Genomic DNA, 25,441 nt, shown 5'->3' with positions numbered 1-25,441 from the left:
GCCTGCAGCCGCGCCGTGGGAGCGTGCTTGCAGGCGCCAGGCGGATACGCATCCTGCCCGAAGCCAACGCGGCCCGGCCCGCTCCGCAGCCCGCCCGGATACGCCACGCCATGCCGCGACGCTCCCGCAGGAGCTCGACCGACAGCCACTGCGCGGCGCCTGTCAACGGGTTCCGCCGACCTGCCACGACGGCGACAATCCCGCTCCCGGGGCGGTTGCCCCTGTCTGCCGGATCCGCCCAGCCGATGTCCGCTTCCTCCGCGCTCGCGCGCAAGATCGCCCAGACCATTGCCGGGGAAATCGGCGCCCGGCCCTCCCAGGTGCAGGCCGCCGTCGGCCTGCTCGACGAGGGCGCGACGGTGCCGTTCATCGCGCGCTACCGCAAGGAGGTCACCGAAGGCCTGGACGACACCCAGCTGCGCGCACTGGAAGTGCGCCTGACCTATCTGCGCGAGCTCGAGGACCGCCGCGCCGCGATCCTGTCCAGCATCGACGAGCAGGGCAAGCTCAGCGACGGGCTGCGCGCCGAGATCGAGGGCGCCGACAGCAAGGCGCGCCTCGAGGACCTGTACCTGCCGTACAAGCCCAAGCGCCGCACCCGCGCGCAGATCGCCCGCGAGGCCGGCCTGGAACCGCTGGCCGATGGCCTGCTGGCCGATCCCTCGCAGGTGCCCGAAACGCTTGCCGCCGGCTTCGTCGATGCCGAACGCGGCGTGGCCGACGCGAAGGCCGCGCTGGAAGGCGCGCGCGCGATCCTGATGGAGCGCTGGAGCGAGGATGCGGCGCTCATTGGCGACCTGCGCGGCTGGCTGGAGGACTGCGGCGTGATCCGCGCCCGCGTCGTCGAAGGCAAGGAGGCCGCCGGCGAGAAGTTCCGCGACTATTTCGACCATGCCGAGGCGCTGGCGAAGATCCCCTCGCACCGCATGCTGGCGCTGCTGCGCGGGCGCCGCGAGGAGGTGCTGCAGCTCGACCTCGACCCCGGCAGCGATGCCGAGGCCGGCCATGCGCAGGCGGAATCGAGGATCGCCCTGCATGCCGGCATCCACGACCGCGGCCGCCCCGCCGATGCCTGGCTGCGCAACGCCTGCCGGCTGACCTGGCGCGCCAAGCTGCACCTGCACCTGCTGATCGACCTGTTCAACCAGGCGCGCGAGAAGGCCGAGGCCGAGGCGATCGCGGTGTTCGGCGACAACCTCAAGGACCTGCTGCTGGCCGCGCCTGCCGGCCCGAAGGCCGTGCTGGGCCTCGACCCGGGCCTGCGCACCGGGGTCAAGGTCGCGGTGGTCGATGCCACCGGCAAGCTGGTCGCCACCGACACCATCTACCCGCACGAGCCCCGCCGGCAGTGGGACCAGTCGCTGGCCACGCTGAAGAAGCTCTGCACCGCGCATGGCGTGCAGCTGATCGCGATCGGCAACGGCACCGCCTCGCGCGAGACCGACCGCCTTGCCGGCGACGTGCTGAAGCTGGCGCCGGAACTGAAGATGCAGAAGATCGTCGTCAGCGAGGCCGGCGCGTCGGTGTACTCGGCCTCGGAACTGGCGGCAAAGGAATTCCCCGGCCTCGACGTCTCGCTGCGGGGCGCGGTGTCGATCGCACGCCGGCTGCAGGACCCGCTGGCGGAACTGGTGAAGATCGAGCCCAAGGCGATCGGCGTGGGCCAGTACCAGCACGACGTCGACCAGTACAAGCTGGCGCGCGCGCTCGATGCGCGCGTCGAGGACTGCGTGAACGCGGTCGGGGTGCACGTCAACACCGCCTCGGCGCCGCTGCTGGCACGGGTGTCGGGGCTGTCGTCGACGGTGGCCGAGAACATCGTCGCCCACCGCGATGCCAACGGGCCGTTCAAGCGCCGCAAGGACCTGCTGAAGGTGGCGCGGCTTGGCGACAAGACCTTCGAGCAGTGCGCCGGCTTCCTGCGCATCGCCGATGGCGACGAGCCCCTGGACGCGTCCGCGGTGCACCCGGAGGCGTATCCGGTGGTCGAGCGCATCGTCGCCGCCACCGGCAAGCCGATCCGGGCGCTGGTCGGCGATGCCGCGTTCGTGCGCACGCTCAAGGCCCGCGAGTTCACCGACGAGCGCTTCGGCGAGCCCACCGTGCGCGACATCCTCGCCGAACTCGAGAAACCGGGCCGCGACCCACGCCCGGGCTTCCAGGCTGCGCAGTTCGCCGACGGCGTCGAGGACATCAAGGACCTGCGCGAAGGCATGATCCTGGAGGGCGTGGTCTCGAACGTTGCCGCCTTCGGTGCCTTCGTCGATATCGGCGTGCACCAGGACGGGCTGATCCACATCTCCGCGCTGGCCGACCGCTACGTCAAGGATCCGCGCGAGGTGGTCAAGGCCGGCGACATCGTCAAGGTGAAGGTGCTGGAGGTCGACGTGGCGCGCAAGCGCATCGCGCTGACCCGGCGTCTCGACGACACCCCGGCGCCGCGTGAGGCGCGCGCCGAGCCGCGGCGCGACGCCGGCAGCCGCGACAGCCGCGGCCCCGGCGCGCGTGGCGCACGAGCCGCCGGCGCGCCGAAACCGGCAGCCGCGCCCGCCAACAACGCGATGGCCGAAGCCCTGCTGCGCGCACGTTCCGGGCGCTGAGCGCGCGGCGTCCACGACAACGGCCCGGTGCCATCATTCGTGGCCCGACGGAGATCCACCATGCTTCCGCTGACCACACTGCACCGCCACCTGCGCTGGATCGCGCTCGCCGCGATCGTCATCAGCATCGTGACGTGGACGCTCGACCTCACCGGGCTGGTCTACACCTGCCCGTACTGCCGCGTGCAGCGCAGCGTGATCGGCCTGCTCGGCCTGGTGATGCTGTGGCCGGACCCGCGCGCCTGGCCGGTGCGCTGGCTGGCCAGCGCGCTCGGCGTGCTGGGTGCAGTGGTCGCGGCCACCCAGCACTTCGGCGGCTGGCGGCGGCTCAGTGCGGGCGAGTTCAAGCTCGCCACGCCATGGGTGGTCGACCCGTTCCTGCTGTCGGGCGCGGCGCTGCTGATCATCACCGGGCTGGTGCTGCTGTTGTGGTCGTGGCGGCCGGCGCCGCCGCGCTGACCGGTCAGGCGCCCGCCGCCTTCAGCTCCTCGCGGTAGCGACGGCTGCACGGCACCACGGTGCCGTCGTGAAGGTGGTGGGTCGCGGCCGAGGCCGCTTCCACGAGCCATGCGCATTGCGCGCCAGCACCTCCCGCGCTGGAAGTGCAATCGCGCGCAATATTCGGGCGGGCACCTCGCCGCCGAGCCACTCCCGCACCGGCCTTCAGGCCCGCATGTCTGCCGCCTGTGCGCAGGCGTCGCGCGCGGTGCCACCACCACGGCGTGCCCGCTCGAGATGCACCAGCAACAGCGAGACCGCCGCCGGGGTCATGCCGGGGATGCGCTGCGCCTGGCCGATCGACAGCGGGCGCACCGTCTCCAGCTTCTGCCGCACCTCCGCCGACAGCCCACGCACCTGCGCGTAGTCGAAACCGGCCGGCACCGGCGTGTCCTCGTGGCGCTGCTGGCGTTCGATCTCGGCGCGCTGGCGTTCGAGGTAGCCGGCGTACTTGGTTTCGATCTCCACCTGCTCGGCGACGTCGGCCGGCAACGGCTGCGGCGGCGCCAGCGCCGGCACCGCGACCAGCGCGGCGTAGTCGAGCTCGGGCCGGCGCAGCAGGTCGAGTGCACTGGTCTCGCGGCGCAGCTCGATGCCCAGGTGGGCGACCGCGTCGCGCCCGGCGGCATTGTTCGGCGAGGCCCACAGCGTGCGCAGCCGCGCGGTTTCACCCTCCAGCGCCGCGCGCTTGGCTTCGAACCGCGACCAGCGCGCGTCGTCCACCAGCCCGTATTCGCGGCCCACCGGGGTCAGGCGCAGGTCGGCGTTGTCCTCGCGCAGCTGCAGCCGGTACTCGGCGCGGCTGGTGAACATCCGGTAGGGCTCGGTGGTGCCGTGGGTGATCAGGTCGTCGATCAGCACGCCGATATAGGCCTGGTCGCGGCGCGGCGACCAGCCGTCGAGTCCGCGCACCGCACGCGCGGCGTTGAGGCCCGCCACCAGCCCCTGCGCGGCGGCCTCCTCGTAGCCGGTGGTGCCGTTGATCTGGCCGGCGAAGTACAGGCCCGCGACCTGGCGGGTCTCCAGCGTGGGCTTCAGGCCGCGCGGGTCGAAATAGTCGTACTCGATCGCGTAGCCCGGGCGGGTGATGTGGGCCTGTTCGAAGCCGGTGATCGAGCGCACCAGTTCCAGCTGCACGTCGAACGGCAGCGAGGTGGAAATGCCGTTGGGGTAGATCTCGGTGACATCGAGGCCTTCGGGCTCGACGAAGATCTGGTGGCTGTCCTTTTCGGCGAAGCGCACCACCTTGTCCTCGATCGACGGGCAGTAACGCGGGCCGGTGCCTTCGATCTGGCCGGAATACAGCGGCGAGCGATGCAGGGCGCCGCGGATGATGTCGTGGGTGCGCTGCGTGGTGTGGGTGATCCAGCACGGCACCTGGCGCGGGTGGTCGGCATGGCTGCCCATGAACGAGAACACCGGGCGCGGGTCGTCGCCGGGCTGCGGCTGCATCAGCGAATAGTCGAGGCTGCGGCCATCGATGCGCGGCGGGGTGCCGGTCTTGAGCCGGCCGACCGCGAACGGGCGCTCGCGCAGGCGCGCGGCCAGCGTGGTGGCCGGGGGATCGCCGGCACGACCGGCGTCGTACTGGGTTTCGCCCACGTGCACGCGGCCGGCGAGGAAGGTCCCCGCGGTCAGCACCACCGCGGGCGCCTCGAAACGCAGCCCGGTCTGGGTGAGGACGCCGCGCACCGCATCGCCATCGATCAGGAGGTCGTCGACCGCGGCCTGGAACACGGTGAGCCCGGGTTGCGATTCCACAGCGCGGCGCACGAACGCGCGGTACAGCGCGCGGTCGGCCTGGCAGCGGGTGGCACGCACTGCGGGGCCCTTGCTGGCATTGAGGCGCCGCCACTGGATGCCGGCTGCATCGGCCGCCCGCGCCATCGCCCCGCCCAGGGCGTCGATCTCGCGCACCAGGTGGCCCTTGCCGATGCCGCCGATGGCGGGGTTGCAGCTCATCGCGCCCACGGTCTCGATGTTGTGGGTCAGCAGCAGGCAACGCGCACCGGCGCGTGCGGCCGCCAGCGCGGCCTCGGTGCCGGCATGGCCGCCGCCGATCACGATCACGTCGTAGCGGTAGAAGGAGTCGCTCATGCGGCAGGCGTCGGAAAGCCGTCGCGGGCGCCGGCAGCTGGCGCGATCGGGACGGGAATGGAGGGCCGGCTATTGTCGCATCCGCGCCGCAGCGCAGTTGGCACGCTTCGTGCGAACGGTATTCCTGCACCCGGCGAGGCAGCGCCAAGGGGGGCGTGGCTGAGATGGAACAGGGTCAGCCAAGCGCGGACCGGGGAAGCGAAGGGGCCGGATGTCGGGGGACATCCGGCCCCGTTTTTTTGTCGGCGGCGCCGCGCTGCGATGCGCATGGGCCCGGGACTGCGGAGGCGCCGACTCCCGGCGGGAGCGGAACAGGGGGGATCCGGAAGTCCCCCACCGGGAGTCGACATTGAACCGTCGAGGTGGACCTTTACGAAACCTTCACTGAAGGGCGCTTTGCGACGTTGTCCGTCAGTGCGTGGCTAGCTTGCGTCGCGTGGGCGCCCGGCGCAAGGCCCCGGACGACCGTTTATCGCTCCACATTGCGACTCACGTCTCCATCCGACGCTCTCATGACGCGTTCGGGCGCCCGTGGTGCCATCTGCCGGGTCGGCGAACGCACCGGGCGGCTGGGGCCGGCCGGGCGCGGCGCGGCATTGCCACGCTCGTTGCCACCTCGCCATGGCGCTGCGCCAGGGCGCGCCTGCGGTGCGCGCACGCCTTCCGGACGCGGAGCGCCCATCGGCGGCGGAGATGTGACGCGCTGCGGCCGTTCGCGGTGCTCGACGCGGCGCACGGTGTTGCCGAGGTCACGCCACGGTGGCCGGCCCGAACTTTCCTGCGGCGGGCGCTGTGGCGGCTGGTGGCCATGGCCGGGACGCGGGTGGACCACCACCGGCGGCCGGTAGTAGTAGCCCGGGTGGTACAGATAGCCCGGGCGGCCGTAGTAGTACGGCGAGCCGTAGCGCACGCCACCGCTCCAGCCACCGCCATAACGTCCGTAGCCGACGCTGCCATAGGGCGCGCCGTAACCGTAGTAGCCGGGATGGGCAACCGCGCCGCGGCCGTAGTAGTAATCGCCGCTGCCGCCGCGGTAGCCGTAGCTGGTGCAGCCGCTCAGCAACGCCACGGCGAGCGCCGCAGTGGCAAGTCCAAGAACGCGCGGTTTCATGTGACCGCCCCTGTCTGATCGGACCCCAGATTCGGCGCCGGGCATTGAATCCGTGCTTAACCCTCCCGGCCATCATGACCATGCCGTTGCGATAGATGAACCCCACTGCCTCCGGTAGGCTTGCGCCGATGCAGCTGCCCACCTTCGACGACGTCCTGGACGCCGCCGCGCGGATCGCGCCACACGCGCATGTCACGCCGGTGCTGCGCGCGCGTTCGATCGATGCGCTCGCCGGCTGCAGCCTGCAGTTCAAGGCCGAGCATCTGCAGCGGGTGGGCGCGTTCAAGTTCCGCGGCGCGTGCAATGCGGTGTGGGCACTGGACGACGCCGATGCCGCGCACGGCGTGGTCACCCATTCGTCGGGCAACCATGGTGCGGCGCTGGCGCTGGCGGCACTGTCGCGCGGCATTCCCTGCCACGTGGTGACTCCGGCGGACGCGGTGCCCGGCAAGCTCTCGGCGATCGTCGGCTATGGCGCCGCGCTGCACCGCTGCGAATCCACGCTGGCCGCACGCGAGGCGGCATGCGACACCATGCAGCGCCATACCGGCGCCACCCTGGTGCATCCCTACGAGGACGCCCGGGTGATCGCCGGCCAGGGCACCGCGGTGCTCGAGCTGCTGGCCGCCAGTGGACCGCTCGACACGGTGGTGGTGCCGGTCGGTGGCGGCGGGCTGGCCGCGGGCACCGCCATCGCCCTGGGCGGGCGTGCGCCGGGCACGCGGCTGGTGCTGGCCGAACCCGCCGGCGCCGACGATGCCGCGCGTTCGCTGGCCACGGGCCAGCGCGTCACCGACGTCGTTCCCGATACCGTCTGCGACGGCCTGCGCGCAACGATCGGCCGGCCCAATTTCGAGATCCTGCGCGCGGCAGGCGTCGAGGTGGTGACCGTCGACGACGACGCCGTGCTCGCGGCAATGCGGCTGGTGTGGCTGCGGATGAAGCAGCTGGTCGAGCCGTCGGCTGCGGTCGCGCTGGCGGCGGTGCTGGCCTCGCCGCAGCGGTTCGCCGGGCAACGGGTCGGGGTGATCCTCAGCGGCGGCAATGCCGACCTCGCCGCGCTCGTGCGCGCGGGTCGGGCGTGAGGCGTCGTCGGCGCGCAGGCCCGCTGCGCTGGCTGCTGCGGCTGGTGCTGCTCGCCGTGCTTTGGCTCGGCGCGGTCGCGGCACACATCCTCTATGTCGGTGGCCGCGACGATGCCGGCCCGGCCGACGCGATCATCGTGCTGGGCGCCGCCGCCTATGACGCGCGGCCGTCGCCGGTGTTCGAGGAGCGCATCCGCCATGGCCTGGACCTGTACGACCGCGGGCTGGCCCCGCGGCTGATCTTCACCGGCGGCTACGGCGGCATCGGTGCGCGCTTTTCGGAATCGCAGGTGGCGCGTCGCTACGCGGTGCGCAACGGCGTGCCCGCGGACGCGATCCTGATCGAAAGCATCTCGCGCACCACCCACGACAACCTGCGCCAGGCACGGCGGCTGATGCAGGACCACGGCCTGCACACCGCGATCGTGGTCAGCGACCCGCTGCACATGGCACGCGCGCTGCGGCTGGCACGGCGCGAAGGCATCCGCGCGCACGGTTCGGCCACGCCCACCACGCGCTTCCGCAGCTGGCAGACCAGCTGGCGCTTCCTCGTCCGCGAGGTGTACTTCTTCCACCGCGACCACTGGACCCGGCTGACCGGAAGCCACGCGCTACCATGAGCCGTTCGCCCAACGGATCGCCGCCATGAAGATCGACGGTACGCGCCGCCACGACCGCGCCACCGGACTGGTGCTCGCCTACTACGCCGCATTCAACCGCGGCGACTGGGACGGCATGCTGGCCCTGCTTGCCGACGACGCCGTCCACGACCTCAACCAGGGGCGGCGCGAGGAAGGCCGCGAGGCATTCGCCACGTTCCTTGCGCGGATGGATGCGCATTACGCCGAACAGCTGCACGACATCGTGGTGATGGCCTCGCCCGACGGCGAGCGCGCGGCGGCCGAATACGTGGTGCATGGCGAATACCGCGCCACCGACGAGGGCCTGCCCGCCGCGCGCGGCCAGCGCTACGTGCTGCCGGGTGGTGCGTTCTTCGCGATCCGCGACGGCCGCATCAGCCGGGTCACCAACTACTACAACCTGCAGGACTGGATCGCGCAGGTCGGCGGCTGAGGCCTGCCGCGCCCGCTAGAGCTCCCCGCCATAACGTGTCACGCCCTCACGCAGCAGGTGGCGCGTGGCCAGCGCGCGCTGCTCGAGCGGGAAGTCGCGCATCACGTCGACCAGCTGGCGGAACGAGCGGCAGCGCGCGGCGCGGCTGGCGGCGTCGTTGCCGGTGGCAGCCATGCCGACCATGAAACCGTCGTGCAGCATCATCGCGGTGACACCCGCCTGGCGCAGCACCTGTTCGGCGGCAGCCGGATCGTAGGGCTGCGGCGTGCCCTGGGTGCCCGACAGCGCCAGCGCAAGCACCGCATCGACGAAGCGCTGCCGGCTGTCGACGCCCAGCGCATTGGCCGCGCGCGACAGGCCCGGCAGGCTGCGGTCGGCACCGGCATCGAACAGCGTGCACAGCGCCTGCGCCTCGCGCTCGTTGCGCGACGCCGCGTGCACCGCCTGGTAGACGCGGTCGATATCGCGATCGGGCGCGCGCAGCACCACGTCGTCGACACCCTGGATCACCAGCGCGGGATCGAACGCCGACAGGTCGATCACCGGTGACTGCTGGGCGTCGGCGGCGAACGGCAGTGCGAGCAGGGCCGCAAACCACCATCGGCGCGTCAGGGGCTGCAATCGGTTCGGCATCGGCGTGCTCCGGATGGACGGGCGGAGTCTAGGCGGCAGGCGCTGAATCATGCGCATCGGAAATGCATGATGCGCGCAGGTTCAGCGACGACGCACCGGGATGCCGTGCGCCGGGAAGCGCGCGATCTCCTCACCGCCTTCGCGGATCGGGGCGCCATGGTCGGGCGCCCAGGCCATCGCGGTGATGATTTCCCAGCTCGACGGCAACGGCGCATCCGGTGCCGGGCGCAGGGTGTCGTAGGCCTCGGCGGCGCGTGCGAAGCGGCCGCGACCGGTGAGGGTGCGCCGGCGCTGCTGCAGGGCATTGGTCGCCCCCATGTTGCGCAGCGAACGCATCAGCGAGGCGAGATCGGTATGCGGCTGCTGCAGCAGGTCGCGCTCGACCACCGGGTTGCGGAAGCCGGCCTGCATCAGCGCATCGCCGAACTGGGCGATGGTGACGAACGGACTGACGTGCGGCTTGTCATCGGCCTGCGCGAACGCGTGGCGCAGCTCGTGCAGGGTGTCGTGGCCGAAGGTCGACACCAGCAGCAGCCCGCCCGGTCGCAGCACCCGGCGGAAGCCTGCGAACACCGCGGCGAGGTCGCCGGTCCACTGCAGACAGAGGTTGGAGAACAGCACGTCGACGCTGTCGTCGGCGAGCGGCAATGCCGCGGCATCGGCGCAGACGCGATCGACATCGCGCCCCAGCCCCAGCCCCGCCAGCAGGCCACGCCCGCGCGCCGGCGCCTGGGCGCGCAGCATGGGCAGCGCGGCGTCCAGCGCAACGATGCGCGCCTTCGGCCAGCGCTCGCGCATCGCGCGGGCCGCACCGCCCAGGCCGCTGCCGACGTCGAGCACGGTATCGGGGACCCTGTCGTCAAAATACATCAGCGATTCCAGCAGCCAGCCTTCCACCTCGCGCTGCAGTGCGGAGGCATCGGCGTAGCTCCGTGCCGCGCGGCCGAAGGCATGGCGGACGTGGCGGCGGTCGAAGGGGTCGTTCATGGCAGGTCCTGGGCGCCCGCGCCGGCAGCGAATGCGCGTACGGCCTCGGCGACGGCGTCGGGATGGGTGAGGAACGGCGCGTGCCCGGCGCTGGCGAACACCTGCGCCCGTGCATCCGGCGCCAGCGCCGCGGCGGCCTCCATCGCGCGTGGGCTGACCAGGCGGTCGCGGCGGCCGGCCAGCCACAGGCCGGGCATGCGCAGCATCGGCAGCGCATCGCGCAGGTCGCTGCGCTCGAGCAGCCCGAGCCCGTCGGCCAGCACCTGCGCGACCGGCTCGCCTCGTGCGAACACTTCGTCGCGCAACGCACGGATCTCGCCGCGGGCATCGTCGGAGCCGAATGCCTCCAGCGCAATGAAGCGGTCCAGCGTGGCGCGATAGTCGTGGCGCAGGCCGTGGGCGAAGCCCTGGAAGATCTCCGCGGACATGCCATGCGGCCAGTCGTCACCGCGAACGAAGCGCGGGCTGGACGCGAGCATCACCAGCGCGCGCACCTGCTGCGGATGGCGACGCGCGGCCTCGAGCGCGAACAGCCCGCCCAGCGACCAGCCCAGCCACGCCGCGCGCGGCAGCCGGGCGGCCAGTGCATCGGCGACGGGTTCCAGCGCCAGCGGGAGGGTGGAGCCGCGGCTGTGGCCATGGCCGGGCAGGTCGACGACATGCACGGTGAAGTCGGCGCGCAGCGCGTCGACCAGTGGCGCGAACACGCCGCCGTGCATGGCCCAGCCGTGCAGCAGCACGAGGTCGGGGCCGGAGCCGGTGGTGTGGATGTACAGGTCGTCCATCGGTTCCGGATTCATTGAAGGCTGGCGGCGACGGCCGGTTCCCGGGGCGCCCGCTTGTGCGCGATGTGCGCGCGCGCTGCGCTGCGAGATGCGATCGCGGCCGAGGCCACTTCCACAGGACAGGTCGCTCCCACCGGGTGGTGCATAGCGCGGCATCGCTCAGGCGCCCCGGTCGGTACGCAGGATGCGCGTCCTGCGCGTGTCGCCGGCGGCCGGTCGCGCGACCACCCAGGCGAAGCCGAGGATGCCCGCAAGCACCACCGCGGCACCCGCCAGCGAGGTGCCGCTGGGCGCGGCCTCGCCGAGCAGCAGCATGCCCAGCAGCACCGCGAACACGACCTCCGCGCCCTGCATCGCTTCGGCGGCGCCCAGCGCCAGCGGCTGGTCGCGCACCATGCCGGTGGCCTGGAAGAACAGGATCATCGCGATCACGCCCGCGGACAGCGCCACCCCTGCCGCCAGCCACACCTGCGCCAGCGTCGGCGCACCCGCGGTGCTGCCGGCGTACACCGCCACCACGAGCCATATGGGCTGGCTGGCAAGCGTCATGCCGAACACCCGCTGGGTGGCGTTGAGGGCTTCGCCGCTGCGCTCCAGGTGCAGCAGCAGCATGCGGTTGCCGAGCGGGAAGGCGAACGCCGCCACCAGCAGGCACACCAGCGCGATCCAGCCGGCGCGGTCCAGCGCACCGCTGGCGTAACCGAACTGCATCAGCAGCACGCCGGCAAAGATCACCGCCGCCACCGCCAGCCCCGCCGGCGGGATGCGGCGGCGTGCATCGCGATAGAGCAGCGGTGCGCACAGCATTCCCGCGATCACGGTGAACTGGAACGTGCCTGCCACCAGCCACGACGGCCCGCTGGAGGCGGCGAAGCTGAGCATGCAGTAGAACAGCACGAAGCCCACCGCCCCGCTGCGCAGCCAGGGCCAGGGCTGCGCGGCGATCGCGCGCAGCACCGGGCGTGCACCGCCCTGGAACGGCATCAGGGCCAGCATCAGCGGCAGGGTGATCAGGTAGCGCAGCGCGGCCATCCACGCCCAGTGCCCGCCATCGACCGCGCTGGCGCGGTTGAGCACATACGTCATGGAGAAGAACAGTGCCGACATCAGCGCCAGCGCCATCGCCGTCAGGGCGAGGCGTGGCCCTGCCACGTGAGGAGTCATGCCGCGCGCCCGTCACCCTGGCCGACGGCAACGGCGCCGGAGCGGTCGCGCACCCTGGCCAGCGCATCCAGCAGCATGTCCACCTGCGCCGGGTCATGCGCGGCGGTGAGGGTGATGCGCAGGCGCGCACGACCCTCGGGCACCGTCGGCGGACGGATCGCCGCGACCAGGAAGCCGGCCTGTTCGAGTGCCGCCGACCACGCCAGCGCGGTGGCATCGTCGCCGCACATCAGCGGCTGGATCGGCGTGTCCGACGGCAGCAGGTCGAAGCCGTGGCGCTGTGCACGCACGCGCAGGTGCCGCACCAGTTCCTGCAGGCGCTCGCGACGCCAGTGCTCGCGGCGCGCGAGCTTCACCGCCGCCAGCGACGCGGCGGCCAGCGCCGGCGGCAGCGCGGTGGTGTAGATGTAGGGGCGCGCGAACGCGGCGAGATGGTCGACCAGGTCGGCATCGCCGACCACCAGCGCACCGTACGTGCCGAGCGCCTTGCCGAGCGTCACCAGCTGCAGTGGCTGCACCGAGCGGTCGATTCGCGCGGCGGCCACGCTGCCACGCCCGTCGGGGCCGAGCACGCCAATGCCATGGGCATCGTCGACGTACAGCAGCGCGCGCTGCGCATGCGCGGCCAAGGCGAGTGCGCGCAGCGGCGCACTGTCGCCGTCCATGCTGAAGACGCCGTCGGTGGCCAGCATCGCCGCACCATCGGGCGATGCACGCAGCTGGCGCACGGCACCCTCGGGATCGGCATGCGGGTAACGGCGCAGCCTGCAGCCGGCCAGCCGCGCGGCGTCGATCAGGCTGGCGTGGTTGAGGCGGTCCTGTACGCAGACATCGCCCTCGCCCAGCAAGGTCTGCAAGACCGCGAGGTTGGCCATGTAGCCGCTGGAGAACAACAACGCACGCGGCGCCTGCAGCCAGTCGGCGAGTTCGCGCTCCAGCGCTTCGTGGTGGGCGTGGTGCCCGCACACCAGGTGCGAAGCCACGCCCCCGGCGCCCTCGCGAGCCGCCGCATCCTGCAGTGCGCCCGCCACCTGGAAATGCTGGGCGAGGCCGAGGTAGTCGTTGCCGCAGAAATTCAGCAGCCGGCGGCCGTCCACGTCGACATGCACGCCATCGCGATGGGTGACCGTGCGCCGGCTGCGCAGCCGTTGCCGTGCACGCGCCTCCTCGCGGCGCGCGATCGCACGCGCAACCAGGCTTTCGCGCTCAGGCATGTTGCTGCACCCACACCGCCAGCGCGCCCCAGGCGATGCCCGGCAGCACCACCAGGCGTGTCAGGCCCAGCCATGGCGGCGGTGCGGTGGTGCCATCGGCGCGACCGGCCCGCGCGGCCTGCGCATCCGCCACCGACTTGCGCGAGATCAGCAGGGCGGCGGCGAACAGCAACAGCATGTACAGCACACCGGCGCCGCCGCGATAGAACAGCACCACCCCGGCGCCGATCACGCCGACCGCGGCGAAACGCAGCAGCGCGCGCACCGCATCGACGCGCGTGCGCAGCTCGATGACGAGATGCAGGACGCCGACCGCCGCCAGCAGCAGCAGGTACAGCCAGGCGCCCCAGGGCATCACGCCGCGCAGCCCTGCCTGCAGTCGTGGACGATGTCGGCGTGCACGGTGCCGCCGTGGTCGTGGCCATCGGCATCCACGGTGACCTGCATCGGCCGCAGGCCCAGGCGCTCGAACAGCGCGAGGTCGCGTTCGGTATCCGGGTTGCCGGTGGTCAGGAGCTTCTCGCCGTAGAAGATCGAGTTGGCACCGGCGCAGAAGCACAGGGCCTGCAGCTCGTCCGACATCTGTTCGCGGCCGGCCGACAGCCGCACCATCGACTTCGGCATCAGGATCCGCGCGACGGCAATCGTGCGCACGAACTCGAATGGATCCAGCTCGGCCACGGTGTTCTGGTCGGCCAGCGGGGTGCCGGCCACCTGCACCAGGCGGTTGATCGGCACCGAATCCGGATGCGCCGGCAGCGTTGCCAGCGTATGCAGCAGGCCCGCGCGCTGCGCACGCGACTCGCCCATGCCGACGATGCCGCCGCAGCAGGTCTTCATGCCGGCATCGCGCACATGCGACAGCGTGTCGAGGCGGTCCTGGATCTCGCGGGTGCGGATGATCGAGTCGTAGTACTCGGGATCGGTATCGATGTTGTGGTTGTAGTAGTCGAGCCCGGCGGCCTTGAGCGCCTGCGCCTGGCTGCCGCTGAGCATGCCCAGGGTCGCGCAGGTCTCCAGGCCCAGCGCCTTCACCTCGCGGATCATCTCGGCGACCTTGGGGATGTCGCGGTCCTTCGGGGAGCGCCACGCCGCGCCCATGCAGAAACGCGAGGCGCCGGCGGCACGGGCCTGGCGCGCCTTCGCCAGCACGTCCTCGGTGGACATCAGCTTGGTGGCATCCACCCCGGTGTTGTAGCGCTGCGCCTGCGGACAGTACGCGCAATCCTCCGGGCAGCCACCCGTCTTCACCGACAGCAGCGTGCTGACCTGCACCTCGGCCGGATCGAAATGCTCACGATGCACGCTGGCCGCCTTGTGCAGCAGTTCCGGGAACGGCAGCGCGAACAGCGCCTCCACCTCGCGGCGCGACCAGTCGTGGCGGAGGGCCACGGACTGCAGAGCGGCCTGCGGCCGGGCGGGACTGACAGCGGACATGGAGGTTTTCCGACAGACGCACGGTGGCGGACCGGGCAGTCTGGAAACCATGCCTGGGCCTGTCAACCGGATCGCCACCTCCAGGGTTGACGCCTGGCTCACCCGCCTCGGCCGGCTGCTGTATCCGGCCCGCTGCCCGATCTGCCGGGAGGTGGCGGACGAAGCCTCCGGCCTGTGTGCCGCGTGCGCGGCACGCCTGCCCTGGCTGAGGGCCGCCTGCGACCGTTGCGCACTGCCGCTGGCGGACACGCACCCGGCCCGCCGTGTCTGTGGCGACTGCCTGCAGCGCGCGCCGCCGTTGCGGTTCGTGCAGGCGAGCTTCCTCTACGGGTTTCCACTCGACCGCCTGCTGCCGCGCTTCAAGTTCCACCGGGACCTGGCGTGCGGGCGGCTGCTGTCGCAGTGGATGCTGCCGGCGTGCGCGGCCGCGCCACGACCCGGCGCGGTGCTGCCGGTGCCACTGCATGCCACGCGGCTGCGCGAGCGCGGTTACGACCAGGCGCTGGAACTGGCGCGACCGCTGGCGCGCGCGCTGGACCTTCCATTGCGGGCCGACCTGGTGCGGATGCGCGCCACCGCGGCGCAATCCAGCCTCGATGCCGGGGCGCGTCGGCGCAACCTGCGCGGCGCTTTCGTGGTGGATGCACGTCGGCCATTGCCGGAACACGTGGCGCTGGTGGACGACGTCATGACCACCGGCGCGACCCTGCATGCCGCGGCGCGTGCGCTGCACCGGGCAGGCGTGGCGCGGGTCGATGCCTGGGTGTGCGCGCGGGTGCCGTAGGGAGGCGCCGCGGGCCGGCATATTTCCCTCGGCGACTGCGGCCGTGGCTGCGGTCTCCGCCGGGGTCCGCCCCCACGTCCTCAGCGCAGTGCGAGGTCCACCGCGATGCCGGCGAAGATCGCGGTCCCCACCCAGTGGTTGTGCAGGAAGGCGCGGAAACAGGCGTCGCGGTCACGGTGACGCACGAGCACGAACTCCCAGATCACCAGCAGCGCCGCCACGCCGAGGCCGGCCCAGTACCACATGCCCAGTTCCGCCTGCTGGCCGACCAGCACCATGCCGAGGAAGAACAGCGCGTACAGCACGCCCTGGATCACCAGGTCGAGTTCGCCGAACAGGATCGCGGTGGACTTCGAGCCGACGCGGATGTCGTCGTCGCGGTCGACCATCGCGTACCAGGTGTCGTAGGCCGTGGTCCACAGGATGTTGGCGGCGTACAGCACCCACGCCACCGCCGGCACCGTGCCCTGCACCGCGGCGAACGCCATCGGGATGCCCCAGCCGAACGACAGGCCCAGGTACACCTGTGGCAGGTGGGTATGGCGCTTCAGGTACGGATACGTGGCCGCCAGCAGCAGGCCGATGAAGCTCAGCGCGATGGTCAGGACGTTGAGCGTGAGCACCAGCGCGAAGGCCACCAGCATCAGCCCGGCAAACAGCAGCTTCGCCTCGCGGCCGGAGACGCGGCCGGTGGCCAGCGGCCGCTCGCGGGTGCGCTTCACATGCGGGTCGAGCCAGCGGTCGGCGTAGTCGTTGACCACGCAGCCGGCGCCGCGCGTCAGCCACACCCCCCCGGTGAACACGAACAGGATCCACAGCGGCGGCAGCCCGTCGGCCGCCAGCCACAGCGCCCACCACGTGGGCCACAGCAGCAGCAGCCAGCCGATCGGGCGGTCGGCGCGCATCAGGATCAGGTACTGGCCCAACCGCTCGCGCCAGCGCGGGACGACGGGCGGGGTGTGGCGTTCATGGTCGTGCATTGCCGGCATTATCGGCCACTACGCCGGGCGTGGCCCGGAGAGGGAAGGAGCCTCGCCCGGGCTGGACGGGCGGGCCTTCTCCCGCTGTCGGGAGAACGTGGGACGCTGGGGTCAGCGCGTGGCATACGGCAGCCCTCACCCGCCCCTTCGGGGCACCCTTTCCCGCAGCCGGGAGAGGGGTCTTGCGATGCTCCGGGGTCGGCGGTCACCAACCGTGTCTCCCGCGCGCGGGAGACAACACGGCCTGCCGTGTTGCACGGCGAAGGCGTCCGGAGGCAAGCGCCATGGATGGCGCGACTGCAGGTGGCGCGTAGCGCCGGACGAGGCGGCAGCGCACGCTCACACCCGCCCGCCGGAGCACGGCGGCATAATCCGGCGCCCCGCACCTGCGCCAAGGAATGCCTCGATGCCGCATCCGTCGACCGGCCTTGCGACCAGCTCCCGCCTGACCCGGAGCACCGCGCCGTGACCCGCCGCGTGCTGGTCTGTGGTGGCGCCGGCTATATCGGCAGCCATATGGCGAAGTGGCTGGCCGCGCACGGCGTGGAGCCGGTGGTGCTCGACAACCTGTCCACCGGCCACCGCGAGGCGGTGCGCTTCGGGCCGCTGGTCGAGGCCGACCTGCTGGATCCGGCGTCGCTCGACGCCGCCTTCGCCGCCGGGCCGTTCGAGGCGGTGATGCACTTCTGCGCGCGTTCGCTGGTGGGCGAGTCGGTGCAGCAGCCGCTGGCCTATTACCAGAACAACGTGGCGGGAACGCTCAACCTGCTGCAGGCCATGCAGCGCCATGGCGTGGACCGCATCGTGTTCTCGTCCACCGCGGCGGTGTTCGGCGAACCGGTGGCCGCGACCATCGACGAGGACCATCCGAAGACGCCGATCAATCCGTACGGCGCCAGCAAGCTGATGGTCGAGCGCATGCTGGCCGATGCCGCGCAGGCCTACGGGCTGCGCTCGGTGACGCTGCGCTACTTCAATGCCGCCGGCGCCAGTGCCGATGGCGACATCGGCGAGGCGCACACGCCCGAGACCCACCTCATCCCCAACGTGCTGCGCGCGGCACTGGGCGACGGCAGCCGGCTCAAGGTGTTCGGCGACGACTGGCCCACGCCCGACGGCACCTGCGTGCGCGACTACATCCACGTCGACGACCTCGCCCAGGCGCACTGGCTGGCGCTCGACCATATGGCTGCCCACGGCGGCGCGCACGCGTTCAACCTCGGCAATGGCCGCGGCTTCTCGGTGCGCGAGGTGATCGCCGCGGCGGAAGCGGCGAGCGGACGCACGGTGGCGTTCGACATCGCGCCGCGCCGTGCCGGCGACCCGGCGGTGCTGGTGGCGGCCAGCGATCGCGCCCGCCAGGTACTGGGCTGGGCACCGCGGCATGCCGACCTTGCGGAGATCATCGACAGCGCCTGGCGCTGGCATTGCCGTCCCGCGTTCTGAGCCGCGCGGCACGCGAACGCGACCGGGCTCGCACGAATGGTGATTCTCGTGGAGAATACCGACGACGCGCCTGTAGCTCAGCCGGATAGAGTAGTGGCTTCCGAAGCCATTGGTCGGGGGTTCGAATCCCTCCAGGCGCGCCAGTTCCATGGGGGCCGTGCGCCGTGATCACCGGGGTCGCCTGCGGGCGGCTGCCACGTCGGGGCTTGGCCTATACTCCGCCGCTAGCTGTGGCCGCGGCCACGCGCCAAGGGATGTCTGCGTGCGCAATTACGATCTCGATTTCCTGAAGAAGTTCTCTTTGGTGATTCTGTTCCTGATCGTGGTCACCGGCGGCCTGATCGGGCTGGCCTGGTCGCTGCACGGCACGATCGAGCCGGAGGAACCGCAAGCCGTGACGCAGCAGCGTCTCGACCGCATCGCGCCGGTCGCCGACGTCTATGCCGGCTCGACCGGTGCGGCCGCACAGGCGGCGGCGGCGTCCGCGGCGGCCGCGCAGGCGGCATCGCAGGTCGCCTACGGCGGCACGCTGGACGGTTCGGTCATCTACAACAACCTCTGCGCAGGCTGCCACACCAGTGGCGCCGGCGGCGCACCGACACTGGTGCAGGCGCAGTGGACCAGCCGCCTGGCGCAGGGCACCGAGACCCTGCACCGCCATGCGATCGAGGGCTTCACCGGCGCGGCCGGTGTGATGCCCGCGCGCGGCGGCAACCCGGCGCTGAGCGACGAGCAGGTGATCGCTTCGGTCGACTGGATGATCGAAAACCTGCAATAAGCCCTGCCCCACGCACGACCGACGCCGCCGCAAGGCGGCGTTCGCGTTTCTGGACCGCCTGCCGGAGCCCGCCCTGATGCCCCACCGTTCCGCTCCGATCCGCCGCGCCGCGATGGCCGCGCTCGCGCTTGCATTGTCCGCCTGTACCGGCACGGCGACGCAGCCCGGGTGGCCCGGCGACACCGTCGCCATCGGCCAGGTGCAGGGCAACGCGGCCCGCAGCCCCCTCGAAGGCAGGACGGTGACGGTCGAAGGCGTGGTCACCGGCGCGTTCTCCGCCGGGCTCGGTGGCTGGTTCGTGCAGGACGCGGGCGATGGGGACGCGCGTACCGCCGATGGCCTGTTCGTGCTCGATGGCGCGGACGTGGACGACCTGCGTGCCGGTGCACGGGTGCGCATCCACGGCGAGGTGGTGGAACACGGCGACCACGGCGGGCCGACACTCACCGCACTCGCCCCGCGCGCGGTGGAACTGCTGGGCGAAGCGCCGCTGCCGCCGGCGTTGCGGCTGCGTGCGCCACCGCCGGACTGGTCGCGGTACGAGGGCATGCGCGTGCACATCGAGGTACCGCTGACGGTCAGCGGCCACCACGACCTCGAGCGCCAGGGTGTACTGCAGGCCGCCTTCGATGGCCGCCTGTATACGCCCACGGAAGTGGTCGCGCCGGGCGAGGCCGCGCGTGCGATGGCGGCCGACAACGCGCGCCGCGGCCTGCTGCTCGACGATGCCAGCGCCGAACGGCCGGCGAGCGTGTGGTACCTGCCCGCGCAGGCACAGGCGCCGCGCAGCGGCAGCCGGATCCACGCCGGCGCCGAGGGCATCGTCGACATGCGCTGGGGCGAGCCGCGGCTGCAGCTGACCGCACCGCTGCAGCTCGACCCGGCACCACGCCCGCAGCCGCCGCGCGTGGCCGGCGACCTGCGCCTGGCCGCGCTCAACCTCGAGAACCTGTTCAACGGCGATGGTGACGGCGGTGGCTTCCCCACCCCGCGCGGCGCGCGCACCCGGGCCGAATTCGAGGTGCAACTGGCGCGGCACGTCGCCACCATCCACGCGCTCGATGCCGACATCGTCGCGCTGATGGAGCTGGAGAACGATGACGATGGCGCGCATTCCGCCGTCGCCGCGCTGGTGTCCGCACTCGATGCCGGGGGTGGCGCGTGGCACTTCGTCGCCAATGCCGCGATCGCCGGCGGCGATGCCGTCCGGGTCGGCTTGCTCTACCGCGACGACCGCGTGCGCACGCATGGCGGTCCGGCCGCGCTCACCGACGGCCCGTTCGCCTATGGCAGCCGTCCGCCGCTGGCGCAGGCCTTCGTACCGGCCACGGGTGGGCCGCCGCTGGTGGTGGTGGCCAACCACTTCAAGTCCAAGGGCTGCGGCAATGCCAGCGGTGCCGACGCCGACCAGGGCGACGGGCAGTCGTGCTGGAACGCCACCCGGGTGGCGGCCGCGCGCGCCCTGCACGACTGGCTCGCTACCGACCCCACCGGCGCCGGGAGCGCACTCACCGCGATCGTCGGCGATCTGAACGCCTATGCGCAGGAGGATCCGCTGCGGGTGCTGCATGAGGCCGGCTGGCAGGACGCCTTCGCGGTGGCCGGGGTCGAACGCCCCTACAGCTATGTGTACAACGGCCAGGCCGGGCGTCTCGACCACGCGCTGCTGAGCCCGGCCCTGGCCGCACGCCTGGCGGGTGCCGCCCACTGGCACGCCAACGCCGACGAGCCCGCCGCGCTCGGTTACCGCCACGATCCCGCCCGCACGCCATGGCGCAGTTCCGACCACGACCCGCTGCTGCTGGGCTTCCATCTGTCGCGACCCCACTAGCGCCGACGACCCCGCTGCGCCCTGCCGCCCGGTCCGGGTGGGCGCTGGCATGTATGCCATCGCCCGGCGCAGCACCGCGGCGCCGGTGGAATCGCACGGACGCAACGCCCCGCACCCACGGGATGCCAACGTCCACGCCGGTAAGATGCACGCCATGCAGACGCCAGAATTCCCCCACGATTCCGCCACCATCACCCTGCCAGGGCCTGCCGGCGCGCTCGAGGTGGCCGTCGACCCACCCGATGCCGAGGTGCCCGCGCGCCCGCTGGTCGCGGTGGTCTGCCACCCGCTGCCCACCGAGGGCGGCACCATGCACAACAAGGTGGTCACGATCGCCGCGCGTGCGCTGCGCGAGCTCGGCGCGACCACGGTGCGCTTCAACTTCCGCGGCACCGGCGCGTCCGAAGGCGAGTTCGACCAGGGCGCCGGCGAGCAGGACGACCTGCGTGCGGTGGTGGCCTGGGTGCGTGCCCGGCGCCCGGACGCCACGGTGTGGCTGGCCGGCTTCAGCTTCGGCGCCTATGTGAGTCTGGCGATGGCCGCGGAACTGCAGCCGGGGATGCTGATCTCGATCGCGCCGCCAGCCGGCCGCTGGGACTTCGACTCGATCGAACTGCCCAACTGCCCGTGGCTGGTGGTGCAGGGCGAGGCCGACGAGATCGTCGATCCGCAGGCGGTGTACGACTGGCTGGAGAACTCCGGCGCCGAGGCCGAACTGGTGCGCATGCCCGACACCAGCCACTTCTTCCACCGCAAGCTGATGGACCTGCGCGGTGCGATCAAGCACGGGGTGCGCACGCACCTGCCCGACCCGGCTGCCGGCGCATGAGGTCGACGACCTTCCGGCCGGCGCCCAGCGGGCCCGGCCGCGCCACACCATGCACGCATCCGCGGTGATGGCCAGCAAAACGCCTTCGCAGCGCTATGCCGCCGGCGTCGCCCGCGGCGACTGGCAGGACGATCCCGCACAGCGCGCGGTGCTGCCTGAACTCGACCGCCTGCACGTGGCGCTGTCGCAGCCGCCGCCGCGCGCCAGCGCGCTGCGCCGGCTGTTCGGTGGCGGGGACAGTGGCGAAGCGGCCACGGTGCCGGGGCTGTACCTGTGGGGTGGCGTCGGCCGCGGCAAGACCTTCCTGATCGACCTGTTCGCCGACGGCCTGCCCCTGGAAAACTTCCGGGCTGAAGGCCCGGCCGACATCCCTCTCCCGCCGGGCGGGAGAGGGCGGGACCGTTTGCAAACCAAGCGCCGCACCCACTTCCACCGTTTCATGCGCAGCGTGCACGACGAACTGCGCGAACAGAACGGCGAGCGCGATCCACTTGCGGCCATCGTGCGCGGCTGGCGCGCGCGCGGCCTGCGGGTGCTGGTGCTCGACGAGTTCTTCGTCACCGACATCGGCGATGCGATGGTGCTGGCGCGGCTGCTGGACCGCATGTTCGCCGAGGGCATCGTGCTGGTGACCACCTCCAACATCGAACCGGCCGGGCTGTATCGCGATGGCCTGCAGCGCGCGCGCTTCCTGCCGGCGATCGCGCTGATCGAACAGCACTGCCACGTGCGCGAGATGGCCAGCGACACCGATTACCGCCTGCGCGCGCTGACCCGCTCGCCGGTGTACCGCACCCCGCTGGATGGCGCCGCCGACGCCTGGCTCGACGAACGCTGGCAGGCGCTGGGAGGCAGCGTCCGCCATCGCGATTGCGGCATCGTCATCGATGGCCGCCGCATCGCCGTGCGCGGGCGCGACCCGGGCATGGTGTGGTTCGACTTCGGGGCGATCTGCGAGGGCCCGCGCGGCGCCAGCGACTACATCGAGATCGCGCGCGAATTCCACACCGTGCTGGTCGGCGGCGTGCCGCTGTTCGACGGCAGCCGCGACGATGCCGCGCGCCGCTTCGTGACCATGGTCGACGAGCTCTACGACCGCCACGTCAACCTGGTCTGCACTGCGGCCGCGGAACCGCCGCTGCTCTACACCGGCGAACGCCTGGCCGCGACCTTCGAGCGCACCGCCTCGCGGCTGATCGAGATGCGCAGCGCCGAATACCTCGCCCGCGAGCACCGGGGCTGAGCGTGCTCGACGCCCTGTCGTCTCTGCTGGGGCTGGCGGTGTTCGCCTGGGGGCTGGCCGCATTTCTCACCCGTGCCCGCCCGGCCGCATCGGTACCGGCGTGGCTGCGCCCGCGCCACCACACCTGGCGCAGCGTGGACGACCGCGCGCGGCTGTCGGTGGGGGTGCTGCTGTGCGGGGTGCTGCTGATGGCCGCCTCGCCGGTGCTGCTGCAGCTGGCCGCGGTCGCCGGCGTGATCGTGCTGCTGTTTTCCGCTGGCCCGCCCGGACGCGGTGACGCCTGAGCCGGCAAAGCCGGCGCCATGCCCGGCGGCTAACATGGCCGGGTTATCCACAGCCTCGAGGACCGCCATGACCAGCCCCCGCATCGCCCACCCCGGACTCGCCGCACACCGGATGGATGCAGCGCAGGCGGCGGAATGGATCCAGCCGGGCATGGCGGTCGGGATGAGCGGGTTCACCGGCGCCGGTTACCCGAAGGCGGTGCCGCAGGCGCTGGCCGCACGCATGGAAGCGGCGCGCGAACGCGGTGAGCCGTTCGCGCTGCGGGTGCTCACCGGTGCATCCACCGCACCCGAACTCGATGGCGCGCTGGCGCGTGCCGGCGGCATCGATTTCCGCCTGCCCTACCAGTCCGATCCCGAACTGCGCGCGCGCATCAACCGCGGCGAGATCGAGTACATGGACATCCACCTCGGCCACGTCGCCCAGTACGCCTGGTTCGGCTTCCTCGGGAAGATCGACGTCGCGGTCATCGAGGTCGCCGGCATCCTGCCGGACGGCCGGCTGATCCCGTCGACCTCGGTCGGCAACAACAAGACCTGGCTGGACCTGGCCGACAAGGTCATCGTCGAGGTCAACCACCGCCAGCCGATCGGCCTCGACGGCATGCACGACATCTACTATGGCACCGCGCTGCCGCCGGAGCGCAGGCCGATCCCGTTGCTGCAGCCGGGCGACCGCATCGGCGAGCCCTACCTGCGCGTGGACCCGGAGAAGATCGTCGCGGTGGTGGAGACCGATGCGCCCGACCGCCTCGGCAGCTTCGCGCCGCCGGATGCCACCTCGCAGGCCATCGCCGCCAACCTGGTGGAGTTCTTCCGCCACGAGATCCGCGCGGGGCGGCTGTCGGAGCGGCTGCTGCCGCTGCAGTCGGGCGTGGGCAACATCGCCAACGCGGTGCTCGCCGGGCTGCAGGATGGCGGCTTCCGCGACCTCACCGCGTTCACCGAGGTGATCCAGGACGGCATGCTCGACCTCATCGAGGCCGGGGTGATCACCATGGCCTCGGCCACCGCGCTGTCGTTGAGCCCGGAGGCGGTGGCGCGCTTCGCCGCGAATATCGACCTGTTCCGCGAGCGCATCGTGCTGCGCCCGCAGGAGATGTCCAACCACGCCGAGCTGGTGCGCCGGCTGGGCTGCATCGCGATGAACGGCATGGTGGAGGCCGACATCTACGGCAACGTCAATTCCACCCACGTCGCCGGCTCCACCATCATCAACGGCATCGGCGGTTCCGGCGACTTCGCCCGCAACGGCTTTCTGTCGTGCTTCGTCACCCCGAGTACCGCCAAGGGCGGGGCGATCTCGGCGATCGTGCCGATGGTCAGCCACGTCGACCACAACGAGCACGATGTCGATGTCATTGTCACCGAGCAGGGCCTGGCCGACCTGCGCGGGCTCTCGCCCAAGCAGCGCGCGCGCGCGGTGATCGCCAACTGCGCGCACCCGGACTACCGCGACTTGCTGCAGGACTACTTCGACCGTGCGCTCGCCGGCAGCAGCGGACGCCATACCCCGCACCTGCTGGGCGAGGCGCTGTCCTGGCACCAGCGCTACCTCGACACCGGCAGCATGCGCGGCTGAACCACGCGCGGGCGGCACCCGGAACGCGATACGGGAAACACGCGTGCAGTAGGCTTGGCGCTTTCACCGCACGGGACCCGATGCGGCGGTCGCCGAGCTGGAATCCATCGCGCCGTACCCGGGCGACGCCCGATCACCCATGACCGCATCATCACCGCGCGCAAGTGGCCGCAGCTTCATGGCGGCCTCAATACATACCGCGACGCAGAACAGGACTACTACGACGGCGCCTCGCTGCTGGCGCCGGACTACGACTGCGAGGACCGCCGCGCCTTCGTCGACGGCAACGTGTTCACGCTCGCGGCCGCTGCAGACGCTGCTGGAACACGTGCGGCCACTGGCCGTGGGGAAGGAGCTCGAGCGCAAGGGCGCACTTTGAACCGCGACCGGGGCGGTGTGACAGCGACGACCGCAGTCAGAGGCACGCTTCAGGAGCCCAGGTACACGTCCGCATCCATTGCGCCATGCAGGATGCGCACGATCAGGACGTCCTGCCCGGCGACCTGCCTGTAGTAGATGACATGCGTCCCGTGGGGGAGCCGCCGGTAGCCTTCCAGGATGTCATCGCATGCACGCCCCATGGCAGGATTCCTGGCCAGCGCATGAAAGACCCGATCGATTTCCTTGAGATAAGCATTGCGCTGTCGCACGCCCCATCGGACTTCGGTGTGGCGTGCAATCGATTTGAGATCAGCACGGGCTGCCCGCGTGAGCCCGAAAGAACTCACGGGCGCTCGGCGTCCAGCTCGGCAACCAATGCCTCATAGCTGTAGTCCGAACGCCCGCTGCGCTCACCCTCGCGCAGCGCCTGGCGAAGCACGTCCAACCTGCTTTCGGCCGTCTCGAGCAGGCGCAGCCCGGCCCTGACGACTTCACTTGCCGACCCGTAACGGCCACTGTCGATCTGGCTGCCGATGAATTGCTCGAAGTGGGCGCCCAGGCTGACGCTCGTATTCTTGGCCATGACCTACCTCCAGAAGTACCAGATGTTGGTAGTCA

Annotated in this window: 25 protein-coding genes and 1 tRNA gene; 14 read left to right on the top strand and 12 right to left on the bottom strand. The window is 71.6% G+C overall.

Annotation, left to right across the window (positions count from 1 at the left end):
- Positions 1 to 245: 245 nt before the first annotated feature.
- Positions 246 to 2,600, top strand: a complete 2,355-nt coding sequence (locus LDO11_RS14595; protein WP_232142179.1) for a Tex family protein — start codon at positions 246 to 248, stop codon at positions 2,598 to 2,600.
- A 60-nt stretch (positions 2,601 to 2,660) separates the two neighbouring features.
- Complete coding sequence (locus LDO11_RS14590) at positions 2,661 to 3,059, top strand: hypothetical protein (protein ID WP_232142178.1); 399 nt, start codon at positions 2,661 to 2,663, stop codon at positions 3,057 to 3,059.
- 204 nt (positions 3,060 to 3,263) lie between these two features.
- Here the strand turns inward: LDO11_RS14590 and mnmG are convergent, their stop codons facing one another.
- Together mnmG and LDO11_RS14580 are read right to left on the bottom strand one after the other, a co-directional pair.
- Positions 3,264 to 5,195, bottom strand: a complete 1,932-nt coding sequence (gene mnmG, locus LDO11_RS14585; RefSeq protein ID WP_232142177.1) for a tRNA uridine-5-carboxymethylaminomethyl(34) synthesis enzyme MnmG — start codon at positions 5,193 to 5,195, stop codon at positions 3,264 to 3,266.
- A gap of 469 nt (positions 5,196 to 5,664) precedes the next feature.
- Positions 5,665 to 6,306 carry a hypothetical protein gene (locus LDO11_RS14580; protein WP_232142176.1) on the bottom strand — a complete coding sequence of 214 codons (642 nt, stop codon included), beginning with the start codon at positions 6,304 to 6,306 and terminating at the stop codon, positions 5,665 to 5,667.
- 128 nt (positions 6,307 to 6,434) lie between these two features.
- On the opposite strand from LDO11_RS14580, the gene LDO11_RS14575 reads away from it, so the two are divergent.
- The 3 genes from LDO11_RS14575 to LDO11_RS14565 are packed head-to-tail and all read left to right on the top strand — an operon-like array spanning position 6,435 to position 8,465.
- Positions 6,435 to 7,391, top strand: coding sequence for a pyridoxal-phosphate dependent enzyme (locus LDO11_RS14575; RefSeq protein ID WP_232142175.1), 957 nt, complete (start codon positions 6,435 to 6,437; stop codon positions 7,389 to 7,391).
- A complete protein-coding gene (locus tag LDO11_RS14570) occupies positions 7,388 to 8,011 on the top strand; it encodes a YdcF family protein (RefSeq protein ID WP_232142174.1) in 624 nt (207 codons plus the stop codon). The genes LDO11_RS14575 and LDO11_RS14570 overlap by 4 nt, the downstream gene beginning before the upstream one ends.
- Positions 8,012 to 8,036: 25 nt before the next feature.
- Positions 8,037 to 8,465, top strand: a complete 429-nt coding sequence (locus tag LDO11_RS14565) for a ketosteroid isomerase-related protein (protein WP_232142173.1) — start codon at positions 8,037 to 8,039, stop codon at positions 8,463 to 8,465.
- Between the two features lie 15 nt (positions 8,466 to 8,480).
- On the opposite strand, the gene LDO11_RS14560 is transcribed toward LDO11_RS14565, so the two are convergent.
- The 7 genes from LDO11_RS14560 to bioB form a co-directional block, all read right to left on the bottom strand.
- Positions 8,481 to 9,098: a hypothetical protein gene (locus tag LDO11_RS14560; RefSeq protein WP_232142172.1), complete on the bottom strand. Its 618-nt coding sequence runs from the start codon at positions 9,096 to 9,098 to the stop codon at positions 8,481 to 8,483.
- A gap of 81 nt (positions 9,099 to 9,179) precedes the next feature.
- Entirely contained in the window at positions 9,180 to 10,085 is a 906-nt protein-coding gene (bioC, locus tag LDO11_RS14555; protein WP_232142171.1) for a malonyl-ACP O-methyltransferase BioC, read from the bottom strand.
- Positions 10,082 to 10,861, bottom strand: coding sequence for a pimeloyl-ACP methyl ester esterase BioH (gene bioH / locus LDO11_RS14550; protein ID WP_232142191.1), 780 nt, complete (start codon positions 10,859 to 10,861; stop codon positions 10,082 to 10,084). Before bioH ends, bioC begins: the two co-directional genes overlap by 4 nt.
- A gap of 168 nt (positions 10,862 to 11,029) precedes the next feature.
- On the bottom strand, positions 11,030 to 12,022 hold the full coding sequence (locus tag LDO11_RS14545; RefSeq protein ID WP_232142170.1) for a multidrug resistance efflux transporter family protein: 993 nt from the start codon (positions 12,020 to 12,022) through the stop codon (positions 11,030 to 11,032).
- An 8-nt stretch (positions 12,023 to 12,030) separates the two neighbouring features.
- Positions 12,031 to 13,248: an 8-amino-7-oxononanoate synthase gene (gene bioF, locus LDO11_RS14540; RefSeq protein ID WP_232142169.1), complete on the bottom strand. Its 1,218-nt coding sequence runs from the start codon at positions 13,246 to 13,248 to the stop codon at positions 12,031 to 12,033.
- Positions 13,241 to 13,606: a hypothetical protein gene (locus LDO11_RS14535; protein ID WP_232142168.1), complete on the bottom strand. Its 366-nt coding sequence runs from the start codon at positions 13,604 to 13,606 to the stop codon at positions 13,241 to 13,243. Before LDO11_RS14535 ends, bioF begins: the two co-directional genes overlap by 8 nt.
- Positions 13,603 to 14,685 (bottom strand): biotin synthase BioB, encoded by a 1,083-nt coding sequence (bioB, locus tag LDO11_RS14530; RefSeq protein ID WP_232142167.1) that lies wholly within the window; start codon positions 14,683 to 14,685, stop codon positions 13,603 to 13,605. Before bioB ends, LDO11_RS14535 begins: the two co-directional genes overlap by 4 nt.
- Before the next feature lie 49 nt (positions 14,686 to 14,734).
- On the opposite strand from bioB, the gene LDO11_RS14525 reads away from it, so the two are divergent.
- Positions 14,735 to 15,469 (top strand): ComF family protein, encoded by a 735-nt coding sequence (locus LDO11_RS14525; protein ID WP_232142166.1) that lies wholly within the window; start codon positions 14,735 to 14,737, stop codon positions 15,467 to 15,469.
- Between the two features lie 80 nt (positions 15,470 to 15,549).
- On the opposite strand, the gene ubiA is transcribed toward LDO11_RS14525, so the two are convergent.
- A complete protein-coding gene (ubiA, locus tag LDO11_RS14520; protein WP_232142165.1) occupies positions 15,550 to 16,449 on the bottom strand; it encodes a 4-hydroxybenzoate octaprenyltransferase in 900 nt (299 codons plus the stop codon).
- Positions 16,450 to 16,914: 465 nt separating this feature from the next.
- On the opposite strand from ubiA, the gene galE reads away from it, so the two are divergent.
- The 8 genes from galE (at position 16,915) to scpC (ending at position 24,442) form a co-directional block, all read left to right on the top strand.
- Positions 16,915 to 17,895 (top strand): UDP-glucose 4-epimerase GalE, encoded by a 981-nt coding sequence (gene galE, locus LDO11_RS14515; protein ID WP_343226137.1) that lies wholly within the window; start codon positions 16,915 to 16,917, stop codon positions 17,893 to 17,895.
- Positions 17,896 to 17,961: 66 nt separating this feature from the next.
- Positions 17,962 to 18,038, top strand: a tRNA-Arg gene (locus LDO11_RS14510).
- A 119-nt stretch (positions 18,039 to 18,157) separates the two neighbouring features.
- Positions 18,158 to 18,673 carry a c-type cytochrome gene (locus tag LDO11_RS14505; RefSeq protein ID WP_232142164.1) on the top strand — a complete coding sequence of 172 codons (516 nt, stop codon included), beginning with the start codon at positions 18,158 to 18,160 and terminating at the stop codon, positions 18,671 to 18,673.
- 76 nt (positions 18,674 to 18,749) lie between these two features.
- Positions 18,750 to 20,504, top strand: coding sequence for an ExeM/NucH family extracellular endonuclease (locus LDO11_RS14500; protein WP_232142163.1), 1,755 nt, complete (start codon positions 18,750 to 18,752; stop codon positions 20,502 to 20,504).
- A 154-nt stretch (positions 20,505 to 20,658) separates the two neighbouring features.
- Positions 20,659 to 21,333, top strand: a complete 675-nt coding sequence (locus tag LDO11_RS14495) for an alpha/beta hydrolase (RefSeq protein WP_232142162.1) — start codon at positions 20,659 to 20,661, stop codon at positions 21,331 to 21,333.
- Positions 21,334 to 21,400: 67 nt separating this feature from the next.
- A complete protein-coding gene (gene zapE, locus LDO11_RS14490; protein WP_232142189.1) occupies positions 21,401 to 22,576 on the top strand; it encodes a cell division protein ZapE in 1,176 nt (391 codons plus the stop codon).
- A gap of 2 nt (positions 22,577 to 22,578) precedes the next feature.
- Complete coding sequence (locus tag LDO11_RS14485) at positions 22,579 to 22,860, top strand: hypothetical protein (protein WP_232142161.1); 282 nt, start codon at positions 22,579 to 22,581, stop codon at positions 22,858 to 22,860.
- 67 nt (positions 22,861 to 22,927) lie between these two features.
- Complete coding sequence (gene scpC, locus LDO11_RS14480) at positions 22,928 to 24,442, top strand: succinyl-CoA:acetate CoA-transferase ScpC (RefSeq protein ID WP_232142160.1); 1,515 nt, start codon at positions 22,928 to 22,930, stop codon at positions 24,440 to 24,442.
- A gap of 428 nt (positions 24,443 to 24,870) precedes the next feature.
- Here the strand turns inward: scpC and LDO11_RS14475 are convergent, their stop codons facing one another.
- Together LDO11_RS14475 and LDO11_RS14470 are read right to left on the bottom strand one after the other, a co-directional pair.
- Positions 24,871 to 25,170 carry a type II toxin-antitoxin system RelE/ParE family toxin gene (locus LDO11_RS14475; protein WP_232142159.1) on the bottom strand — a complete coding sequence of 100 codons (300 nt, stop codon included), beginning with the start codon at positions 25,168 to 25,170 and terminating at the stop codon, positions 24,871 to 24,873.
- The gene (locus tag LDO11_RS14470) at positions 25,167 to 25,406 is read right to left on the bottom strand and encodes a type II toxin-antitoxin system ParD family antitoxin (RefSeq protein ID WP_232142158.1); all 240 of its coding nucleotides are present in this window, start codon (positions 25,404 to 25,406) and stop codon (positions 25,167 to 25,169) included. The genes LDO11_RS14475 and LDO11_RS14470 overlap by 4 nt, the downstream gene beginning before the upstream one ends.
- Between the last annotated feature and the right edge of the window lie 35 nt (positions 25,407 to 25,441).

Source organism: Alterluteimonas muca (assembly GCF_021191595.1).
GTDB classification, from domain to species: domain Bacteria; phylum Pseudomonadota; class Gammaproteobacteria; order Xanthomonadales; family Xanthomonadaceae; genus Luteimonas; species Luteimonas muca.
The sequence above is the reverse complement of the archived record's forward strand: the minus strand, read 5'-3'. Positions and strand labels throughout refer to the sequence as shown.